Genomic DNA, 15,824 nt, shown 5'->3' with positions numbered 1-15,824 from the left:
AGGTCTTTACCGGAAGTCCTTGTCGCGTAACGCGGATTCTCCGCACGCTACCGGCATGCACCACCGCTCCGAACAGCTCCATTCCGATCGGACCGCACGCGACCGCCGGGTGTTCGGCGATCAGATGCGCGAAATCCTGCCGGCCGCAGCGCAACTGCCCGCACGGCGCCTGCGGGATCTGCTGCGCGCGGACCTGCGGGCGGGCTCGTTCGGCACCGGACGGTTGCCCGGCGAACCCGAATTGATGGCGCGCCACCATCTCCCGCGCGACGTGGTCCGCGCCGCGCTCGGCATGTTGCGTGCCGACGGTTTGATCGAGCGACGCCGCGGAGTGGGAACGGTCGCGGTCGGTGAGCACTACGTCGTATCCGGCGCGCTGCCGCCGGAGGGCCGGACGCTCGAGCAACATCTGGCCCTCGGCCGGATCTCGCCGCGCCTGCTGTACTGGGCCTGGATCCCGGCGCCGCCGGTGATCGCCGCCCATCTGGCCGATGTCGGGCCCGGAGACGATTGCCTGTGCGTCGAATACGTCCTGCTGCTCGACGATCGCCCGCTCGCGGTATTCACCAACTATTTGCGCGCACCGGAGGCGACGCGGATCGACCAGGCCGCGTTCGGCGACGACTTCTACAGTCTGTTGCGCGGCGGCCGGGTGGATGTCGGCGGCAGCGACATCGGCGTCCAGGCCGCACGCGCCGACGAGTGCACCGCGGCACTGCTGCACATCCTGCCCGGTGAGCCGGTGCTGCTGGTGGAACAAACCATCCGTACCCGCGGCGGTATCGCCGTCGATTACGCGCTGGGTTCCTGCCGCGGCGAGATCCAGCTCGAACTCGGCGCCATCCCCCGCCTCGACATGACCGCCACCCTGTCCCGCTGACACCACCGCCCGCCCAGGTAAGGACGACCATGACACTCGCCGACCCACCCGTACTCTCCGGACTGACCGAGGCCGCCGCCGCGCTGCGGTCCGGCGAGACCACCGCCACCCGGCTGGTCGAACAGGCCCTCGCCGCCGCCGACGCACACGACGCGACGCTCGGTGTCTACCTGTCGCGGTTCGACGAGCGCGCGGTCGCACAGGCCGCGCGCATCGACGAGAAGCTGGCCGCCGGCGTTCCGCTCGGCCCGCTGGCCGGAATCCCGGTGGGAATCAAGGATATTCTCGCCCATTCCGCGGCACCCACCACCGCGCAGAGCCTGGTTCTCGATCCCGGGTGGGGCGCCGCCCAGGGCGATTGCACGGTGGTCCGCCGGCTCGAGGAGGCCGGCGCCGTCGTCACCGGCAAGGTGACGACGATGGAATTCGCCATCGGTCTCCCGGATCCGGCCAAACCCTTTCCGGTACCGCGTAATCCGTGGAATCCGTCCCGCTGGGCGGGCGGGTCGAGTTCAGGATCGGGCAGCGGCGTGGCCGCCGGGATGTTCCTGGGCGCCGTCGGAACCGACACGGCGGGCAGTATCCGCATTCCGGCCGCCTTCAACGGGATCACCGGATTGAAGCCGACCTTCGGCCGCGTCCCGAAGTCCGGCGTGGTTCCGCTGGGGTACACCCTCGACCATCCGGGCCCAATGGCCCGTTCGGCCGCCGACTGCGCCCTGCTGCTTTCGGTGCTGGCGGGATACGACCCGGCCGATCCCTACAGTGCGCACACACCGGTCGACGACTATCCGGGCGCGCTCAGCGGAGATCTGAGCGGACTGACCATCGGCGTGGACGATCTGGATCGGTTCGCTGACGGTGGCATCGATCCGGCTCAGCCACAACGGTTTTCCGACGCCGTGGCCGTACTCGCCACGGCGGGCGCCCGGATGGTGCCCGTACAGGTGCCGATGTACCGGGAACTGACCGCGGTCGACGTCGTGGTGATGCTGGCGGAGGCGCACGCCTACCACCGGCCCGCGCTGCGCGAACGCTGGGCGGACTACGGGCAGGCCACCCGCATCATCCTCGCCGGCGGGGATGCGGTCAGCGGGCCGGATTATGTTCAGGCTCAACGGGTCCGCCGCATCGGCAGGCAGCGGATGGCCGAACTGCTGACGAAGGTCGACCTGGTGGTGACGCCGACCGGACACCTCGGCGCCCCCGCGATCGCCGATCTGGATCAACTGCAGCCGATGGGGGTGTTGTCGAGTCTGCACACCCCGTACTGGAACCCACTGGGCAACCCCACCCTCGCGCTGCCGATCGGCACCACCGCCGACGGCCTGCCCCTGTCGATGTCGGTGTCCGGCAAGCATTTCGGCGAAGCCACCGTCCTGCGCGCCGGGGACGCCTACCAGCGCCGCACCACCCATCACACCGAGATCCCCACCGCCCTCCGCTGAATCGTCAGGAGCCGATCATGACCTGGACCACCGATCCCGAGGAAACCGCCGCGGTCGACGCCATGCGCGCGGCCGTGCGCGCCATGGCCGACCTGCTGACCACGGTCGAGGCCACCCGCTGGGCCGACCCGGCCGGCGGTTTCGCTCTCACCTGAGGCTCACGTCACCGGCGTTTCACCGCGGCGAGGCACTGTGCCGGGCCGAGCGCCGCGACGAACCCACCGATTCGACCGGCCCGGCGTTCGGCCTCCGCCAGCGCCACCTCGGCGGCCGCACGCGCCGCACCCACACCGATGCGTGCGACCAGATCGGGACGCAACAGTGCGGCCGGCCGCTGGGTCAGCCCCATCACGCGATAGAGCGTGGCGGCGACGACCGGGTCACGCTCGGCCGCGGCCAGCACCGGGTCGAGGGCCGCGACCGCGACGCGGATCGCCGGATCCGGGTGCGGGCCGACGTGCGGCATCGCGCTGTCGGCGATCACGGTGAGCTGCCAGGCGATATCGATCTCGGGGGTGACGGCGGTGTAGAAGCGGCGGGCCAGATCGCGTTCGCCACCCGCGGCGAGGCAGCGTTGCAACACCCGCATCTGGATCGCCGCGATCGTCATGCCCTGGCCGTAGACGGGACTGAAACTGCACAGGCCGTCACCGACCGCGAGCAGGCCGGACGGGAACCGGTCGAGGCGTTCGTAGCGCCGGCGCAGATTGGCCTTGTAGCGGAAGGTGGCGACATCGGTGATCAGTTCGCCGCGCCGTAACGCCGCGCGCACGTGCGGCGGCGCGAGGGCCGCCGCGAAGTCCAGGAAGCCGGCCGGATCCGCGGGCGGTTGTTCGCCGGCGTGCCCGATCAGGGTGAGCACGTAGCGATTGCGCCCCTCCACCGCGAACAGCGCCAGTGCCCGCGGCGGGAGTTCCCGCACACCGATGGTCAGCGATTTGTCGGTTCCCAGCGCGCCCGGCTCGAGTTCGACGAACGCGCTGCGGTAGACGATATCGATGGTGGTGCCCTCTTCCCGTGGTCGCGGATAGCCGAGGATGTCCAGCCAGGCGGGGACGATCGCGCCGCGCCCGGTCGCGGCGACCACGAGGTCGGCGCCCAGGTCTTCCGCACCGCCCGCATCGTGCACGGTGACGCCGGTGACGCGCGTCGCGGACGAGTTCGTGATGACGCCGGACACCTGGGACCGATCACGCAGCGTCACATTCGGAATCGACAGGACACGTTGCCGCACATGGTGTTCCACGTGCGGACGGCTGGCCTGCAGACCTCGATATCCGGTGGAGACCTGCGCCAGTGTGCGCCCGGCCATCTGAAAGTTGACCTCCCCCAGCACATCACAGTCGATCGCCCCGGCGGCGCGCATCTGCGCCTCGAATCCCGGAAAGAACTCCTCGAGCAGGTCCTTCCCGCGCGGCAGCAACCCGTGCACATGCCGGCCCTGTGGGACGCCCCGGCGCGCCTGCGGACCGTCGGGCAGCGCATCGCGCTCGACGACGGTGACGCGGTCGTAGTGGTCGCTCAGCACCCGGGCCGCGAGCAGACCACCCATCCCGGCACCCACGACCACCGCATGTTCGCCGATTCTCGCCATCGAGCCACCTTCATCGCACCACTGAGACTGAGATACAAATTAGTCTCAGAAGAGCGAGGAGACAACCACCGTTCCCGCCTTGACCGGCAAAGCGGGCAGAATGAGGCGGTGACCAGGTCCGCGACCGAACTGATGGATGCCGCGCTGCAACTCGTGGCGGAATCCGGCCTGACCGACCTGACATTGACCGACGTGGCGCGGCGCGCGGGCGTATCGCGCGCGACCACCTACCGGGAGTTCGGCGACAAGGACGGACTGGTGGCCGCCCTCGTCCGGCGCGAGATCGGCGCCATGATCGCCGCCGCGTACCAGGTGGTCGACATGACGGCGCCGACAGCGGAATTGACCCGCGCGGCAACACTTTTCGCGCTGCGTTATCTGCGGGCCCATGAGGCGTTCCGGTACATCCGCGGTCACGAACCACAGTGGCTGTTGAACGCGGCGGTCACCCACATGGATTCGGAGCGCAATCTCGTCGAAACCGTGGCCGCGCTGCTGACCCCACTGCTGTCCCTGCAACGCGCCGGCGATTTGACCGTGACACCGGAACAAGCCGCCGAGATCATCGTGCGAACCGTGTTGTCGCACATACTCGTCGAACGCAGCACCCTGAGCGACGACGAGATCGCGGAGATGGTCGTCCGGGCGACTTCGGCCTGAGAACACCTCGGACTGAGACGAACTCCGTACTGAGTATCACCGCCGCACTCGCCGCCGAAACTTCCCACGGCGCCGACCACGGCGGCATCTCGCCCCGGCCGGTTCCACCCGCTCGTCAGCCGATCGACAATCAAGGGTGATCCAGCACTCAGGAAATTTATGTTGTGCACAACTTTATTGTGTCCTACGTTTGTTGTCATGACCGATCCGCTGGCACTGGACCAGCAGCTGTGCTTTCAGCTGTACGCCGCCTCCCGCGCGGTGACGGCCCGCTATCGGCCGCAGCTGGACGCCCTGGGGCTGACCTATCCGCAGTATCTGGTCATGTTGGCGCTGTGGGAGCGCGATGGGCGCGGCGTCGGTGACCTCTGTTCCGCCCTCGCCCTGGATTCCGGCACGCTCTCACCGCTGTTGAAACGCCTGGAGGCCGCCGGGTTCGTCGAGCGCCGGCGTGCCGCGGACGACGAACGCAGGGTCGAGATCCGGCTCACCGAACGCGGGGACGCACTACGGGAGCGCGCCTGCCACATTCCGGCGCGCATGGCCACCGCATTCGGCGGCGGACTGTCCCTGGACGAGCTGGTGACCTTGCGCGAAACACTGGCCCGGCTGACTGCCGCGCTGAATACCGAACCGGATGCCGAAGGCGCATCCACCGAGAGAAAGCGATGATCGATATGGCAATCCTCTACACCGCCGAGGCCCTGGCCACCGGAGACGGCCGCAACGGCCACGCCCGCAGCACCGACGGCAAGCTCGACGTCGACCTCGCGACGCCGCCGGAAATGGGCGGCAGCGGGGCGGGCACCAACCCGGAGCAGCTGTTCGCCGCCGGGTATGCCGCATGCTTCCACTCCGCACTACGTCTTGTCGGCAAGCAGGAGAAGGCCGATGTCAGCGATTCCGCGGTCGGCGCGAAGGTCGGCATCGGCCCGAACGACGCGGGCGGCTTCGGTCTCGAGGTGACCCTGGAGGTGTCACTGCCGCACCTGTCGCGCGACGAGGCTCAGGCGCTCGCCGACAAGGCACACCAGGTGTGCCCGTACTCGAATGCGACGCGCGGCAACATTGACGTCCACGTGATCGTCGCCGAGGACTGAGTCAGCCGCGCTGCCACCAGCGCTTCGCCGGCGCCGGGTCGGTGTGCCCGCCACACCACCGGTCGGCCGGAACCGTGGCGCGCACCTCGTCGATGTGGGCGCCGCAGCCGGACCAGGTGGTCTTGCCGCAGGTCGTACAGGTGGTCGGGACGCACATGACATCTCCTCGTGGTCGGGGCGTCGTGGTGCGCCGTCAGCGGCGCACCACCATGATGGGACATTCGACCGAACCGATCAGCGCCGCACTGGTCGAGCCGAGCAGCATTCCGGCGAATCCGCCGCGGCCGCGGCTGCCCACTACCACCAGTTGCGCCGAATCCGATTGCTCCAGCAGCGATTTCGCGGGATTGTCGCGCACCACCTGCAGAGTGACCGGCAGCTCGGGATACCGTTCGCGCCACGGCCCGAGCCGCTCGGCGAGCATGGCGTGTTCGGCGCGGACGATCGTATCCCAGCCGAACATCGAGATGTCGAGACCGGTGGTGTCGCTCCACGAATGCAGCGCCACCAGTTCCACACCACGCCGGTGCGCCTCGGCGAAGGCCGCCTCGACGGCGGGATCGCTGTTCTCGGTGCCGTCGACGCCCACCAGCACCGGACGCTGCGCCGCGACCGGGTCGGTGGCCGAATGGGATTTGACGATCACCACCGGACATTTCGCATGATGGACCAGCGCCGAGCTGACCGACCCCAGCAGCCCGCGCTGCAACGCACCCCGGCCGCGACTGCCCGCGACCAGGGCGCCGGCGGTCGCCGACCGCACCAGCATGTCGCCGATGATCAGTTCCAGTCCCAGTTCGGCGTCGATGTCGATATCCGGCCCGCCGATGTCGCGAGCCACCTCGGTCGCGCGCGTGAGGATCTGCTCACCGTCGGTTCGCAACCAATCCGGCTGGGCCGTACCGGCGGCCAGGCCGGGACCGAAACTCGCCGGAATCGCGATCGAATGCACGATCTGCAGCGGTGCTCCGCTCAGTGCCGCATCGCGGGCCGCCCATGCCACCGCCTGCAGCGAGGTCGGCGAGCCGTCCACGGCGACGACGATCGGCCCCTTCGCGGTCTCCGGATGCCCGGCAGGTACGGACTTCTCGGTCACGGATTCATCAGTGGTCACGGACATCCTCCTCGATCGACTGGGCGGCGTACGAAAGCCGGTCCGGCCCGACAGCCCCCACCGGGCGAAACTCGGGAGCACTGCACCTGACGGAACAGCTCGATCGTAGCCGGAAGGCGGGGATCCCCCGGAAACAAACGGGATGAACTGGTCTGACCACTTGACCTCTGACCACGGCTGGATTACCGTTCCGGTCATGGCCTTTCAGCGGATCGACCGGCAGACGGTCCCCGACGCGGTATTCGACCAGCTCGTGACCGAGGTCCTCGACGGAGAACTTCCGGCGGGCGCCGCCCTTCCGGCCGAACGGCAGCTCGCCGAGGCGCTCGGAGTGTCGCGGCCGACCGTGCGCGAGGCACTGCGCAAGCTGGCGCACACCGGCCTCATCGACGTGCGCCAGGGCGGGGCGACCACGGTGCGAGACTTCCGTCGTGCGGCCGGATTGGATCTGCTGCCGCGGCTCATCGTGCGCAACGGCGAGTTCGACCACACCGTGGTCGCGAGCATCCTGCAGGCACGGCTGGTCCTGGGCCGGGAGGTCGCCGCGCTGGCCGCCGAGCACGGCGGCGCGCAACTGCACGCCGAACTCGGCGACTGCCTGGAATCGCTTGCCGCACAACAGGAACCGGTCGCACAACAACTCGAGGCGCTGACATTCTGGGACCACATCGTCGACGGCACCGGATCGATCGTGTTCCGGCTGTTGTTCAACACGCTGCGTGAGGTCTACGAGCCCGCGATCGTCGCGCTGGCGGGTGTGATGGCCGCCGAGGTCGGCAGCATCGACCACTACCGCCGGCTCACCGCGGCCGTCGCCGGCGGCGACCCCACCGCGGCCCGCGCCGCCGCGGACACGCTGTTGCGCGTCGCCGCAACACAATTCGACGCCGTGATACGCACGATGGAAGGCGCGGACGATGACCGCTGAGACCCGCTCCCACCGCCGGACCACCACCCTGCCCGACGCCTTCGGCGTCTTCGTGCGCCGCCCCTCGCCGTGGATCATCACCACGCTGCTGGCGGGCGCGCTGGCCGCCCGGATCGCGGTGGGCGACTGGCAGCTCACCGATGCCCTGGTCGCCGGGGTGATGCTGGCGTTCTTCCCGGTGACGGAGTGGATGATCCACGTGTGCATCCTGCATTGGCGTCCCCGCCGAATCGGCCGGCTCACCCTCGATTCACTGCTCGCGCGCAAACATCGCGAGCACCATGCCGACCCGCGCCGGGTGGACCTGATCTTCATCCCGTGGCAGACCTTCCTCTGGCTCTTCCCGGCTCTCGTTCTCGTTGCGGCACTGGCGTTTCCGCGTATCGGACTGGGATTGACCTTCCTCACCGTGGTCGGCGTGCTGGGTCTGGCCTACGAGTGGACGCACTATCTGATCCACACCGACTATCAGCCGCGCACCCGCCTCTACACCGCGGTCCGGCGCAACCACCGGCTGCATCACTTCAAGAACGAGCACTACTGGTTCACCGTCACCAGCTCCGGTACCGCCGACCGGCTGCTCGGCACCTATCCGGATCCGGCGTCGACGCCGAATTCCCGCACCGCCACGGCATTGCACGGCACCGGCCGCTGAGCGACCGAGCTTCGGCCGGAGCCTGCGGGGCACCGACGGCGGCCGCCCCCGGCACTGCTGCCCCGGATACTCGGGGCTGGTCCGATTCGTCCGGATGTAGTGAATTTGACGATGCGGCAGCCGCATTCACAACGACATCCACGGAATAGGACTTCATCCGAATGAAGAAACTCGGAACTCTGACCCTGATCGGTGCCGCCGCGGCGGCCGCGTTGTGCGGCGGTGCCGGCATCGCGGCGGCGGACGACGCCGTCTCCGCGACACCGGTGGTGGCGCCGGGCGAGCCGGACCCCACGGGCACCGGCTCCGCGTCCGGCATCACCGATCTGGTGAAGGCGCTGTCGAGCGGAAGTGCGCAGGCCGCGACGCCCGCGCAGTGATCGGGACGGTTCCCCACTTCACCGGAGGTGGGGAACCGGCGCGACGGGACCACTATGTTCGTGGGTATGCACTGGGATCAGATGACCGCCACGACCGAGGAGCTGCGCAAGCGAGCGACCCGCCTGCGACGCGGCGTCGGCCAGCTCGGCATCCTCGAATCGATTCTCAGCGCGGCACACGGCCCGTGGCTGGGCGCGATGGACGCCGACGGCCGCGGCACCGCCGAACTCAGAATGCATCTCGCCGGGCGATATCGGGTGACCGCGGTGGTGACCAGCGCCGGCAAGCTGAGCCTGATCCAGTTGCACGCGCCCACCCCGGACGGTGGCGACAGTGAGCGCGTGCTCTCCCCCAAACCCGCACTGCGCCGCGGCTGGAACGACGACGAACCGATGCCGAAACAACCGCAATGGCTGGACTATCTGGTCGAGTGGGTGGGTTCCGCCAGCACCGACGTCGACCGGCGTTCGGTGCTGGAATGGCATCTCGAGGGCGCGGACCGGCGACTTGCCGCGATGAACGAGACGATCGAGAGTCTGCGACTGAGCCTGGCCGAGCGCGAAGAACTTCGCGACGAGGTCGCGGCCGAGGTCGACCAGCTGCGCGCCGAACTCGACTCGCTCGATCCCGCATGACAGGTGCGGATCAGGTCTCGATCAACGACAGTGCGACGGGGATCAGGAGATCGGTCAGCTCACTCACGTCGGGACGAGGCTGCATCAGCAACCATTCGTGGGCCAGACCGTTCACCGCGCCGATCAGCACGCTCGCCGAGAGTGCGGCGCCGCCGCGCAGACGCGCGCCCTGGCCGGCGATCGGAACGACCACCATCTCCAGCAGGGTGACCCAGCCGTGCCGGCGTTCGCGGCGATGCTGCTCCATCCGGTCGCTCGCGCCGACCACCTCGATGAATGCCAGCTTGGCCCGGTACGGATCGGAGGTGATCGAGTCGAGATACGCCGACAGCACCACCGCCATCGCCTGCGCCGGATCGGCCGGTGAGAGCGTGCCCAGAGTCCGCATGACCGCCGCGGCGGCCTCGTCCTGGACCCGGTCGTAGGCGGCGATCAGCACATCCTCGCGGGTCTGGAACTCCTCGTAGAACTGCCGTTTCGACAGTCCCGCCGCGGCGCACACATCGGCCAGCGAACAATTCGCATAGCCGCGTTCGGCGAACACCTTCGTCGCCGCGACGATGAAACGCTGACGGCGTTCGGCCCGGCGTTCGGTCACCGCACGGCCGCCGTACTGTCTGTCCGCCATCGTCACGAATCCACACTATCGGTCGCGGCCGGGCGCGGCAGGGACGGTGCCCGGCTACGCCGATTCCGCGATGCTCGCGAGAATCGCCACCCGGGCCACCGACCATGCCGCAGAGCCCGGATCGGTGAATTCGGCGTGCCCGACACCGGGCAGGATGTGCAGGTCGGTGGGGTCGCCGGCGCGGCGGGCGGCCGCGGCGTAGCGGCGGCTCTGTTCGACCGACACCACCCGGTCGGCGTCGCCGTGCACGGCCGTGATGTGCACGCCCCGGGGAAGATTGACGATCGGCGAGGCGTACCGGTAGCGGTCGGGCACCTCGTCGGGCAGACCGCCGAGCAGTTTGCGCGCGAATCCGTCGTTGCCGTGTGCCACCGCGTAGTCCAGATCCAGTACCGCGGCCATCAGCGTCACACTGCGGATGCGCAACCCGCGCGATGCGGCCTCGCCGTCGGTCCGGCGGCCCGCGACCCACGCCGCGAGCTGTCCGCCCGCCGAATGACCGGCGAGATGGACGTTGCCCAGATCCAGCCGTCCCCCGGCGCGCTGCTGGACGACCGTGCCCAGGGCTGCGACGGCGTCGTCGACATCGGTCAACGTCACCGGCCAGCCGCCGGCACCGTTGACCCGCCGATACTCGACATTCCACACCGCCACACCGGATTCGGCGAGTTGGCGGGCCTGCGCGGAGAACTGGGTCAGATCGCGGTACTGCGCCCAGCCGCCGCCGTGGATCAGCACCACCACCGGACACCGGCCGGACGATCCGGACAGCGGCCCACCGGCGGGCAGATAGAGGTCACCGAAGGTATCGGCTTCGCGGCCGTACGCGATCCGGATCGGCACACCGGCTTCGGCCGGTTGGATGCTCAGGCCCGGCACCGCCGGACCGGCATGCCCGTCCGGTGCTGCCGGTTCCACGGAACCGAAACCGATCGCCGCGACGACGACCGCGAGTACCCCGGCCATCACCCACCGGCGCGCCCCACCCTTTTCAACGCCCACCACGTGCGGGCACCTCCTGCTCGAGCCACTCGTGGGATACGGTACTGGCAATCGAGCCGCGGTGTCGCCCCACGTGACGCGCGGCACTACCACCAGTGCAGCAGCGGTCCCAACTCCCGGCCGAGAGCCCCGGACAGCGAGCGCGAATAGCTCGAGGTCAGATGGTGTTCGTCGTGGTAGATCAGGATGTTGCCGGCGACCACCGGGCACACCGACGCATCGCAGAACGCGTCGCTCAGGTCGATCGGGAAGATGTTCGGGTAGCGCGAGGCCGGTTCGAGCTGCGGATCGACCGGATCGAGCGCATCGCTGCGGCGCATACCGCAGCTGACCGGGTCGCCGCCGCCGGCCAGGCAGTCGGCCGCCGCGTAACGGATCTCGTTGTGGCGCAACCACGGTGAGTCGCGGATCGTGACGGCGTCGAGCCCGCGGTCGGCCAGGGCCGACCACACGTCCACATATTCGGGCGGTGTCTCGTCGCCGGTTCCGGTGCGGGGCCGGCTGCCGGTGGTGAACACCCAGTCCGGACGGTCGACGGCCAGGCGGTCCAGGACCGCGCGCGACCAGTCCCGGCAGTCGGGAATCGGTTCCCCCTTGTAGGTGGCGTCGTCGGCCAGGGTGAGCGGGCAGCCCATCTTCAGATACACCTGGATGCGGAAGGAATGCTGTGCGGCGAGTTCCTGGAGCGCCGGAACCCAGTGTTCGGCATGGGAACTGCCCACCACCGCCAGGGTGCGGGTGGCGCTCGCATCGCCGTAGGTGCAGGTGACCACCTCGCGGGTGTCCCAGTCGGCGATGCAGCCGTCGAGCGTGGGCGGCGGCAGTTCGCCGGGAGCCTGCAAGACCGTGGGCCGCATCGGCGCCTGCGGGGTCGGTGCCCCCGCGGCCAGCGCCTCCGCACCCGGATACAGCACCCGATCCAGCGGTCGCGTCGGTTGCGCGGGATGCATGCGCACCACACCGAACTGCCATGCACCCGTGGCCGCGACCACGGCGACGGCCACCGCGCACACCAGCGCGCCCGCGCCACGCCGATACAGGGTCGACGAACTCAGCGGCGCACTGCGCGCTCCGAGTCGCAACGGTTGTTCGACGAGCAGGTGCGTTACCCATGCCAGCAGCAGCGACGCCGCGACGACCAGCGCGCCGTCGCGCAACCCGGCGTGCGGGCGACCCGATTCGGCGAGGTAGAAGATGAGAATCGGCCAGTGCCACAGATAGAGCGGATAGGCGATCTCGCCGAGCCACTGCGCCGGCCGCGAGGAGAGAATCCGATTGGGCCACGGCATGTCCGTCGCGGCGACGTTGTTTCCGGAGACGATCACCGCCACCGCGGCGAGCACCGGCACCAGCGCCGCGGGGCCCGGATAGCGGTTCGCGCCGTCGACGATCAGCCAGCCACAGAACAGCACGCCCGCCAGACCGGCGAGCGCGGTCACCGCCCGCAGCATCCGCGGCAGCAGCACGGCCGGTCCGGCCAGCGCCAGCGCCGCCCCCGCGAGCAGCTCCCACAGCCGCGCGCCGCTGTCGTAGTAGTTCCAGCCCTGATGTGTTGCCGCGCCGTGGGTCGCGTACAGCAGCGACACGACCGCCGCGGGTGCGATCAGACCGGCCAGGACAGGACGCAGCAATGCGATGCGGTCGATGCGGTGCAGCACCGCGGCGACCAGCGCCACCACGACGAGGGCGAGCAGATAGAACTGTCCCTGCACGGCCATCGACCACAGATGTTGCAGCGGACTCACCGACGGATCCGCGGCCAGGTAGTCCGACCAGCTCGTCGCGAGTCGCCAGTTCTGGTAGTAGAACAGCGACGCCAGGGTTTGTCCCGCCAGATCCGACCATTGCGTATAGGGCCGCGTGGAGATCGTCGCGGCCACGACGGCGGCCAGGACGACGACCATCGCCGGCAGCAGCCGCCGCCCGGTGCGGCGCAGTGTGAATCCGACGCCGACGGTTCCCCGCTCGGCACGGCGCACCAGCAGTCCGGTGAAGAAGAACCCCGACAGCACCAGGAAGACGTCGACGCCGCCCGAGACCCGGCCGAACCAGATGTGGAACACCACCACCAGCACGATCGCCACACCGCGCAACCCGTCCAGGTCACCGCGGTAGGCGGTCCTGCTGTTCGACGCGGTCTCGGCGCCCGACGCCGAACGCGCCGGCCCCGAACGCGCCGGCGGCGGCGCGGCGACCCGGGCGCGAGCGATACCTCCGGTCACCACGCGAAACGCCGGTTCCCGCAAAGGGGCGCCGGTACCGACACACGGGGGTGGAGATGAACACGCGCAGACCACAACACGTCCACTCTCTTAGCACGCCGCAAACAATCAGCGCCACTTGGCTTTCCAGGTGCGCACCGATGAACTACACTGCGCGCGCGCGACGGTGACGCTCCCGCCACGCCCGCGCCGGATTCCACGTCGGCGCGGTCCGGGTCCGGGTGAGCGGGTAGCACACCAGGCCGATCAGGAAGGCCGAGAAGTGGCCGATTCCCGTGAAGGTCAGGTGGATCAGCGGCGGCGCGGCGAAACATGCCGTGGCCGCAACGACATAGACCCATCGCCAGGGATACGCGAGGTGATAGGTCAGCACGCCGATGATGCCGGCGAGAAAGTAGCTGACGCCGATATCGCGCACGTCGACGAGAGCGGGATCGGCATATCCGTGCCGGATCGCCCAGCCGAGCAGCCCCTCGCTGATGTAGGTGGCGCCCACATGGGCGAGCAATCCGACGATCGCCCAGCGCAGGGCTCCCAGCCACCGTTCGGCGGGCGCGTGGAAGACGCAGTACAGCACCAGATACGGCAGCCAGAAGTAGCCCGCGACCCACAGCAGGCTGGTCACCAGGACGTGGAGCGGATCGCTCTTCAGATTCGACAGATTCGTCGAGCGCTCGCCCAGAATGATCTTCAGGTCGTCCAGCGGCACCGCATGCTGCACGATCGTGGTCACCAGCAGCAGTGCCAACCACGAGAACGTCCACGGCGCCGTGCGGACGTAACGCCATGCCGCGGCGGCACGACCACGCATCCGCTCAGATCGTCGATTCGCCACCGGGGCTCCTCACAGGCCGATCGGGCCCGGCGCTCACGAGGCGTCGAGCGCCGGCGCATCGACTGTGTATCGCCCGCGCGACGGCGGCATCACCCACCGCGGATGAAATGCCGAGGTGCGGCGGCGGCATGCCCCGGCCGCGCCGCCGCCGTCAGCCGGCGTCGACGACCGATGCGGGCAGGCCGGCCAGGCTGCGGCTCAGATAGCTGCCGTCGCCGGTGAGGGCGCGTTCGAATTCGAGCGGGTCGTTGAGGTAGGTCGTCGCCAGTGATTTGGTGTGCACGCGCGCGTACTGCTCGCCGTCGGTGGAGCGGTTCTCCATACGGACTCCGGACAGCAGGTGGACACCGGGCGCACCGTCGGCGGCGTCGAAACCGTAGGCGACCGGGCCGGTTTCGTCGAGGCCGTAGCAGATGGTGATCGGGCCCGACACGGCCCGCACCCGTGCCGCCACCGAGGAGGCGACCGAATGCGGCGACAGCCGCAGCCGGATCCGGCGCAGCGCCGCCGCGACGTCGACCGACAGGTCCTCCCGGGTGCCCTGCACCATCGCCTGATAGACGGCCGGTTCGGCCACCAGCACGGTCGGCGACTCCGCGGCCAGGTGACGATGGATATTGCCCGGCGCGTGGGTTCCGGCCGGAAGCACCAGATCGGCGCCGGCGACGAGATTGGCGACGGTGGCGGTGTGGAATCCGAAGCGCCCGAACAGACCCGCGAAACACAGCGTGCGATCGGATTCGCGCAGTTTGCTCGCGCCCACCCACGCGGTGGCCGCGTTGAGCACCGCGGTCGCGGAGTACTCGAGACAGACCAGTCGCCGCGACGGCGCCGACGCGACGCGGCACAGTTCGGTGTCGCGGTGCAGGGCCGGGCGGTCGCCGTCGAAATCGGTGCGCTGTGCCCAGGATCGTTCGTCGAGCCGGATTCCGCCGGCCTGGCCGGAAGCGACGACGGCGTCGATGCCGCACTCCTCGATCAGCTCGCGCATCGCGGTGAGCGGCAGTGCCGGATTGGCCAGGACGGGGATGTCGCCGCGGGCGAGCAGCGACAGCATCGTCGAGATGTATCCGGGGGAATTGCCGAGTGCCACAAGGACTCTCGCACGCGGACGACGCAACACCGTATCGAATCGCGCGGCCTTGTCGGAGACCTCGGCGAGCAGGTCACCGAAGGTCCGGCTGTCGTGCATGCTCGACACCGTCGCGTACGGGCGCATCCGCATGGCGGTCGTGACCGCGCTGAACAACAGCGCGGGCCTACCGGCACCGGTCGCGATATCCCTGCCCCGATATCCTCGAATATTCACCGATGCAGAATTTATTGTCATCGAATACCAATCTTTGTTCCCCCTTGTCCGATATCTACCGCATTCCTCCCCGCAGTACACGCTCGCACCCGATCACATGCGGACACAGGCAGCGACGCATCGCCTGCGAAGGAAACGTCACATGTACGCCACCGGGATGCGGACACATTAGCCAGAACAACAACAATGCGCAACCGCGCGCATTGTCACGTGTTGTGCGAAAGCATTTACGGATGCAAGCACATTTGCACGGTTGAATGTGCGCGATTTTGTGCGTACGCCGAGCCGCTCGGCGATCTTCATCAGGTACCGTCCGTCGAGCTCACCGACACCGCGAAACCTCCTGCGGCACCGGTCGTTCCCGTCGCGCCCCGGGGCCGGTCGCAGCACCTGACCGAGCGAGACGCCGACGTCTTCCCGGACCGGGCGGGCG

Annotated in this window: 18 protein-coding genes; 10 read left to right on the top strand and 8 right to left on the bottom strand. The window is 69.1% G+C overall.

The window, feature by feature from the left end:
* Positions 1–55 precede the first annotated feature (55 nt).
* The 3 genes from NK1_RS20185 to NK1_RS34635 are packed head-to-tail and all read left to right on the top strand — an operon-like array spanning position 56 to position 2,483.
* Entirely contained in the window at positions 56–880 is an 825-nt protein-coding gene (locus tag NK1_RS20185) for a GntR family transcriptional regulator (protein WP_063010785.1), read from the top strand.
* A 29-nt stretch (positions 881–909) separates the two neighbouring features.
* The gene (locus tag NK1_RS20180) at positions 910–2,328 is read left to right on the top strand and encodes an amidase (protein WP_063010783.1); all 1,419 of its coding nucleotides are present in this window, start codon (positions 910–912) and stop codon (positions 2,326–2,328) included.
* 17 nt (positions 2,329–2,345) lie between these two features.
* The gene (locus tag NK1_RS34635) at positions 2,346–2,483 is read left to right on the top strand and encodes a hypothetical protein (protein ID WP_157104362.1); all 138 of its coding nucleotides are present in this window, start codon (positions 2,346–2,348) and stop codon (positions 2,481–2,483) included.
* A gap of 8 nt (positions 2,484–2,491) precedes the next feature.
* On the opposite strand, the gene NK1_RS20175 is transcribed toward NK1_RS34635, so the two are convergent.
* Positions 2,492–3,922, bottom strand: a complete 1,431-nt coding sequence (locus NK1_RS20175; RefSeq protein ID WP_063010781.1) for an FAD-dependent oxidoreductase — start codon at positions 3,920–3,922, stop codon at positions 2,492–2,494.
* 108 nt (positions 3,923–4,030) lie between these two features.
* Between NK1_RS20175 and NK1_RS20170 the strand changes: the two genes are divergently transcribed.
* The 3 genes from NK1_RS20170 (at position 4,031) to NK1_RS20160 (ending at position 5,682) form a co-directional block, all read left to right on the top strand.
* Complete coding sequence (locus tag NK1_RS20170; RefSeq protein WP_245660689.1) at positions 4,031–4,582, top strand: TetR/AcrR family transcriptional regulator; 552 nt, start codon at positions 4,031–4,033, stop codon at positions 4,580–4,582.
* A 198-nt stretch (positions 4,583–4,780) separates the two neighbouring features.
* Entirely contained in the window at positions 4,781–5,254 is a 474-nt protein-coding gene (locus NK1_RS20165) for a MarR family winged helix-turn-helix transcriptional regulator (protein WP_063010779.1), read from the top strand.
* Positions 5,255–5,259: 5 nt separating this feature from the next.
* Positions 5,260–5,682 carry an organic hydroperoxide resistance protein gene (locus NK1_RS20160; protein ID WP_063010856.1) on the top strand — a complete coding sequence of 141 codons (423 nt, stop codon included), beginning with the start codon at positions 5,260–5,262 and terminating at the stop codon, positions 5,680–5,682.
* A gap of 1 nt (position 5,683) precedes the next feature.
* Here NK1_RS20160 and NK1_RS35035 read toward each other — a convergent pair whose 3' ends face one another.
* Together NK1_RS35035 and NK1_RS20155 are read right to left on the bottom strand one after the other, a co-directional pair.
* Positions 5,684–5,839, bottom strand: a complete 156-nt coding sequence (locus NK1_RS35035) for a DUF8730 family Cys-rich protein (protein WP_167331982.1) — start codon at positions 5,837–5,839, stop codon at positions 5,684–5,686.
* A 36-nt stretch (positions 5,840–5,875) separates the two neighbouring features.
* Complete coding sequence (locus NK1_RS20155) at positions 5,876–6,796, bottom strand: universal stress protein (RefSeq protein ID WP_245660687.1); 921 nt, start codon at positions 6,794–6,796, stop codon at positions 5,876–5,878.
* A gap of 196 nt (positions 6,797–6,992) precedes the next feature.
* Between NK1_RS20155 and NK1_RS20150 the strand changes: the two genes are divergently transcribed.
* The 4 genes from NK1_RS20150 (at position 6,993) to NK1_RS20135 (ending at position 9,395) form a co-directional block, all read left to right on the top strand.
* Positions 6,993–7,724: a FadR/GntR family transcriptional regulator gene (locus tag NK1_RS20150; protein WP_063010777.1), complete on the top strand. Its 732-nt coding sequence runs from the start codon at positions 6,993–6,995 to the stop codon at positions 7,722–7,724.
* Positions 7,714–8,379, top strand: coding sequence for a sterol desaturase family protein (locus tag NK1_RS20145; protein WP_063010775.1), 666 nt, complete (start codon positions 7,714–7,716; stop codon positions 8,377–8,379). The genes NK1_RS20150 and NK1_RS20145 overlap by 11 nt, the downstream gene beginning before the upstream one ends.
* Before the next feature lie 161 nt (positions 8,380–8,540).
* On the top strand, positions 8,541–8,759 hold the full coding sequence (locus tag NK1_RS20140) for a hypothetical protein (RefSeq protein WP_036505405.1): 219 nt from the start codon (positions 8,541–8,543) through the stop codon (positions 8,757–8,759).
* Between the two features lie 81 nt (positions 8,760–8,840).
* Complete coding sequence (locus NK1_RS20135) at positions 8,841–9,395, top strand: hypothetical protein (RefSeq protein WP_157104361.1); 555 nt, start codon at positions 8,841–8,843, stop codon at positions 9,393–9,395.
* Between the two features lie 10 nt (positions 9,396–9,405).
* Here the strand turns inward: NK1_RS20135 and NK1_RS20130 are convergent, their stop codons facing one another.
* The 5 genes from NK1_RS20130 to NK1_RS20110 form a co-directional block, all read right to left on the bottom strand.
* The gene (locus NK1_RS20130; protein ID WP_063010771.1) at positions 9,406–10,023 is read right to left on the bottom strand and encodes a TetR/AcrR family transcriptional regulator; all 618 of its coding nucleotides are present in this window, start codon (positions 10,021–10,023) and stop codon (positions 9,406–9,408) included.
* Positions 10,024–10,077: 54 nt separating this feature from the next.
* The gene (locus NK1_RS20125; RefSeq protein ID WP_245660685.1) at positions 10,078–11,028 is read right to left on the bottom strand and encodes an alpha/beta hydrolase family protein; all 951 of its coding nucleotides are present in this window, start codon (positions 11,026–11,028) and stop codon (positions 10,078–10,080) included.
* A gap of 83 nt (positions 11,029–11,111) precedes the next feature.
* Positions 11,112–13,247 carry an acyltransferase family protein gene (locus tag NK1_RS20120; protein WP_374726700.1) on the bottom strand — a complete coding sequence of 712 codons (2,136 nt, stop codon included), beginning with the start codon at positions 13,245–13,247 and terminating at the stop codon, positions 11,112–11,114.
* 145 nt (positions 13,248–13,392) lie between these two features.
* A complete protein-coding gene (locus NK1_RS20115) occupies positions 13,393–14,058 on the bottom strand; it encodes a rhomboid-like protein (protein ID WP_063010767.1) in 666 nt (221 codons plus the stop codon).
* A gap of 175 nt (positions 14,059–14,233) precedes the next feature.
* Entirely contained in the window at positions 14,234–15,391 is a 1,158-nt protein-coding gene (locus tag NK1_RS20110; RefSeq protein ID WP_063010765.1) for an AMP-binding protein, read from the bottom strand.
* Positions 15,392–15,824 lie beyond the last annotated feature (433 nt).

Source organism: Nocardia kruczakiae NBRC 101016 (assembly GCF_001612965.1).
Lineage (GTDB): Bacteria > Actinomycetota > Actinomycetes > Mycobacteriales > Mycobacteriaceae > Nocardia > Nocardia kruczakiae.
The sequence above is the reverse complement of the archived record's forward strand: the minus strand, read 5'-3'. Positions and strand labels throughout refer to the sequence as shown.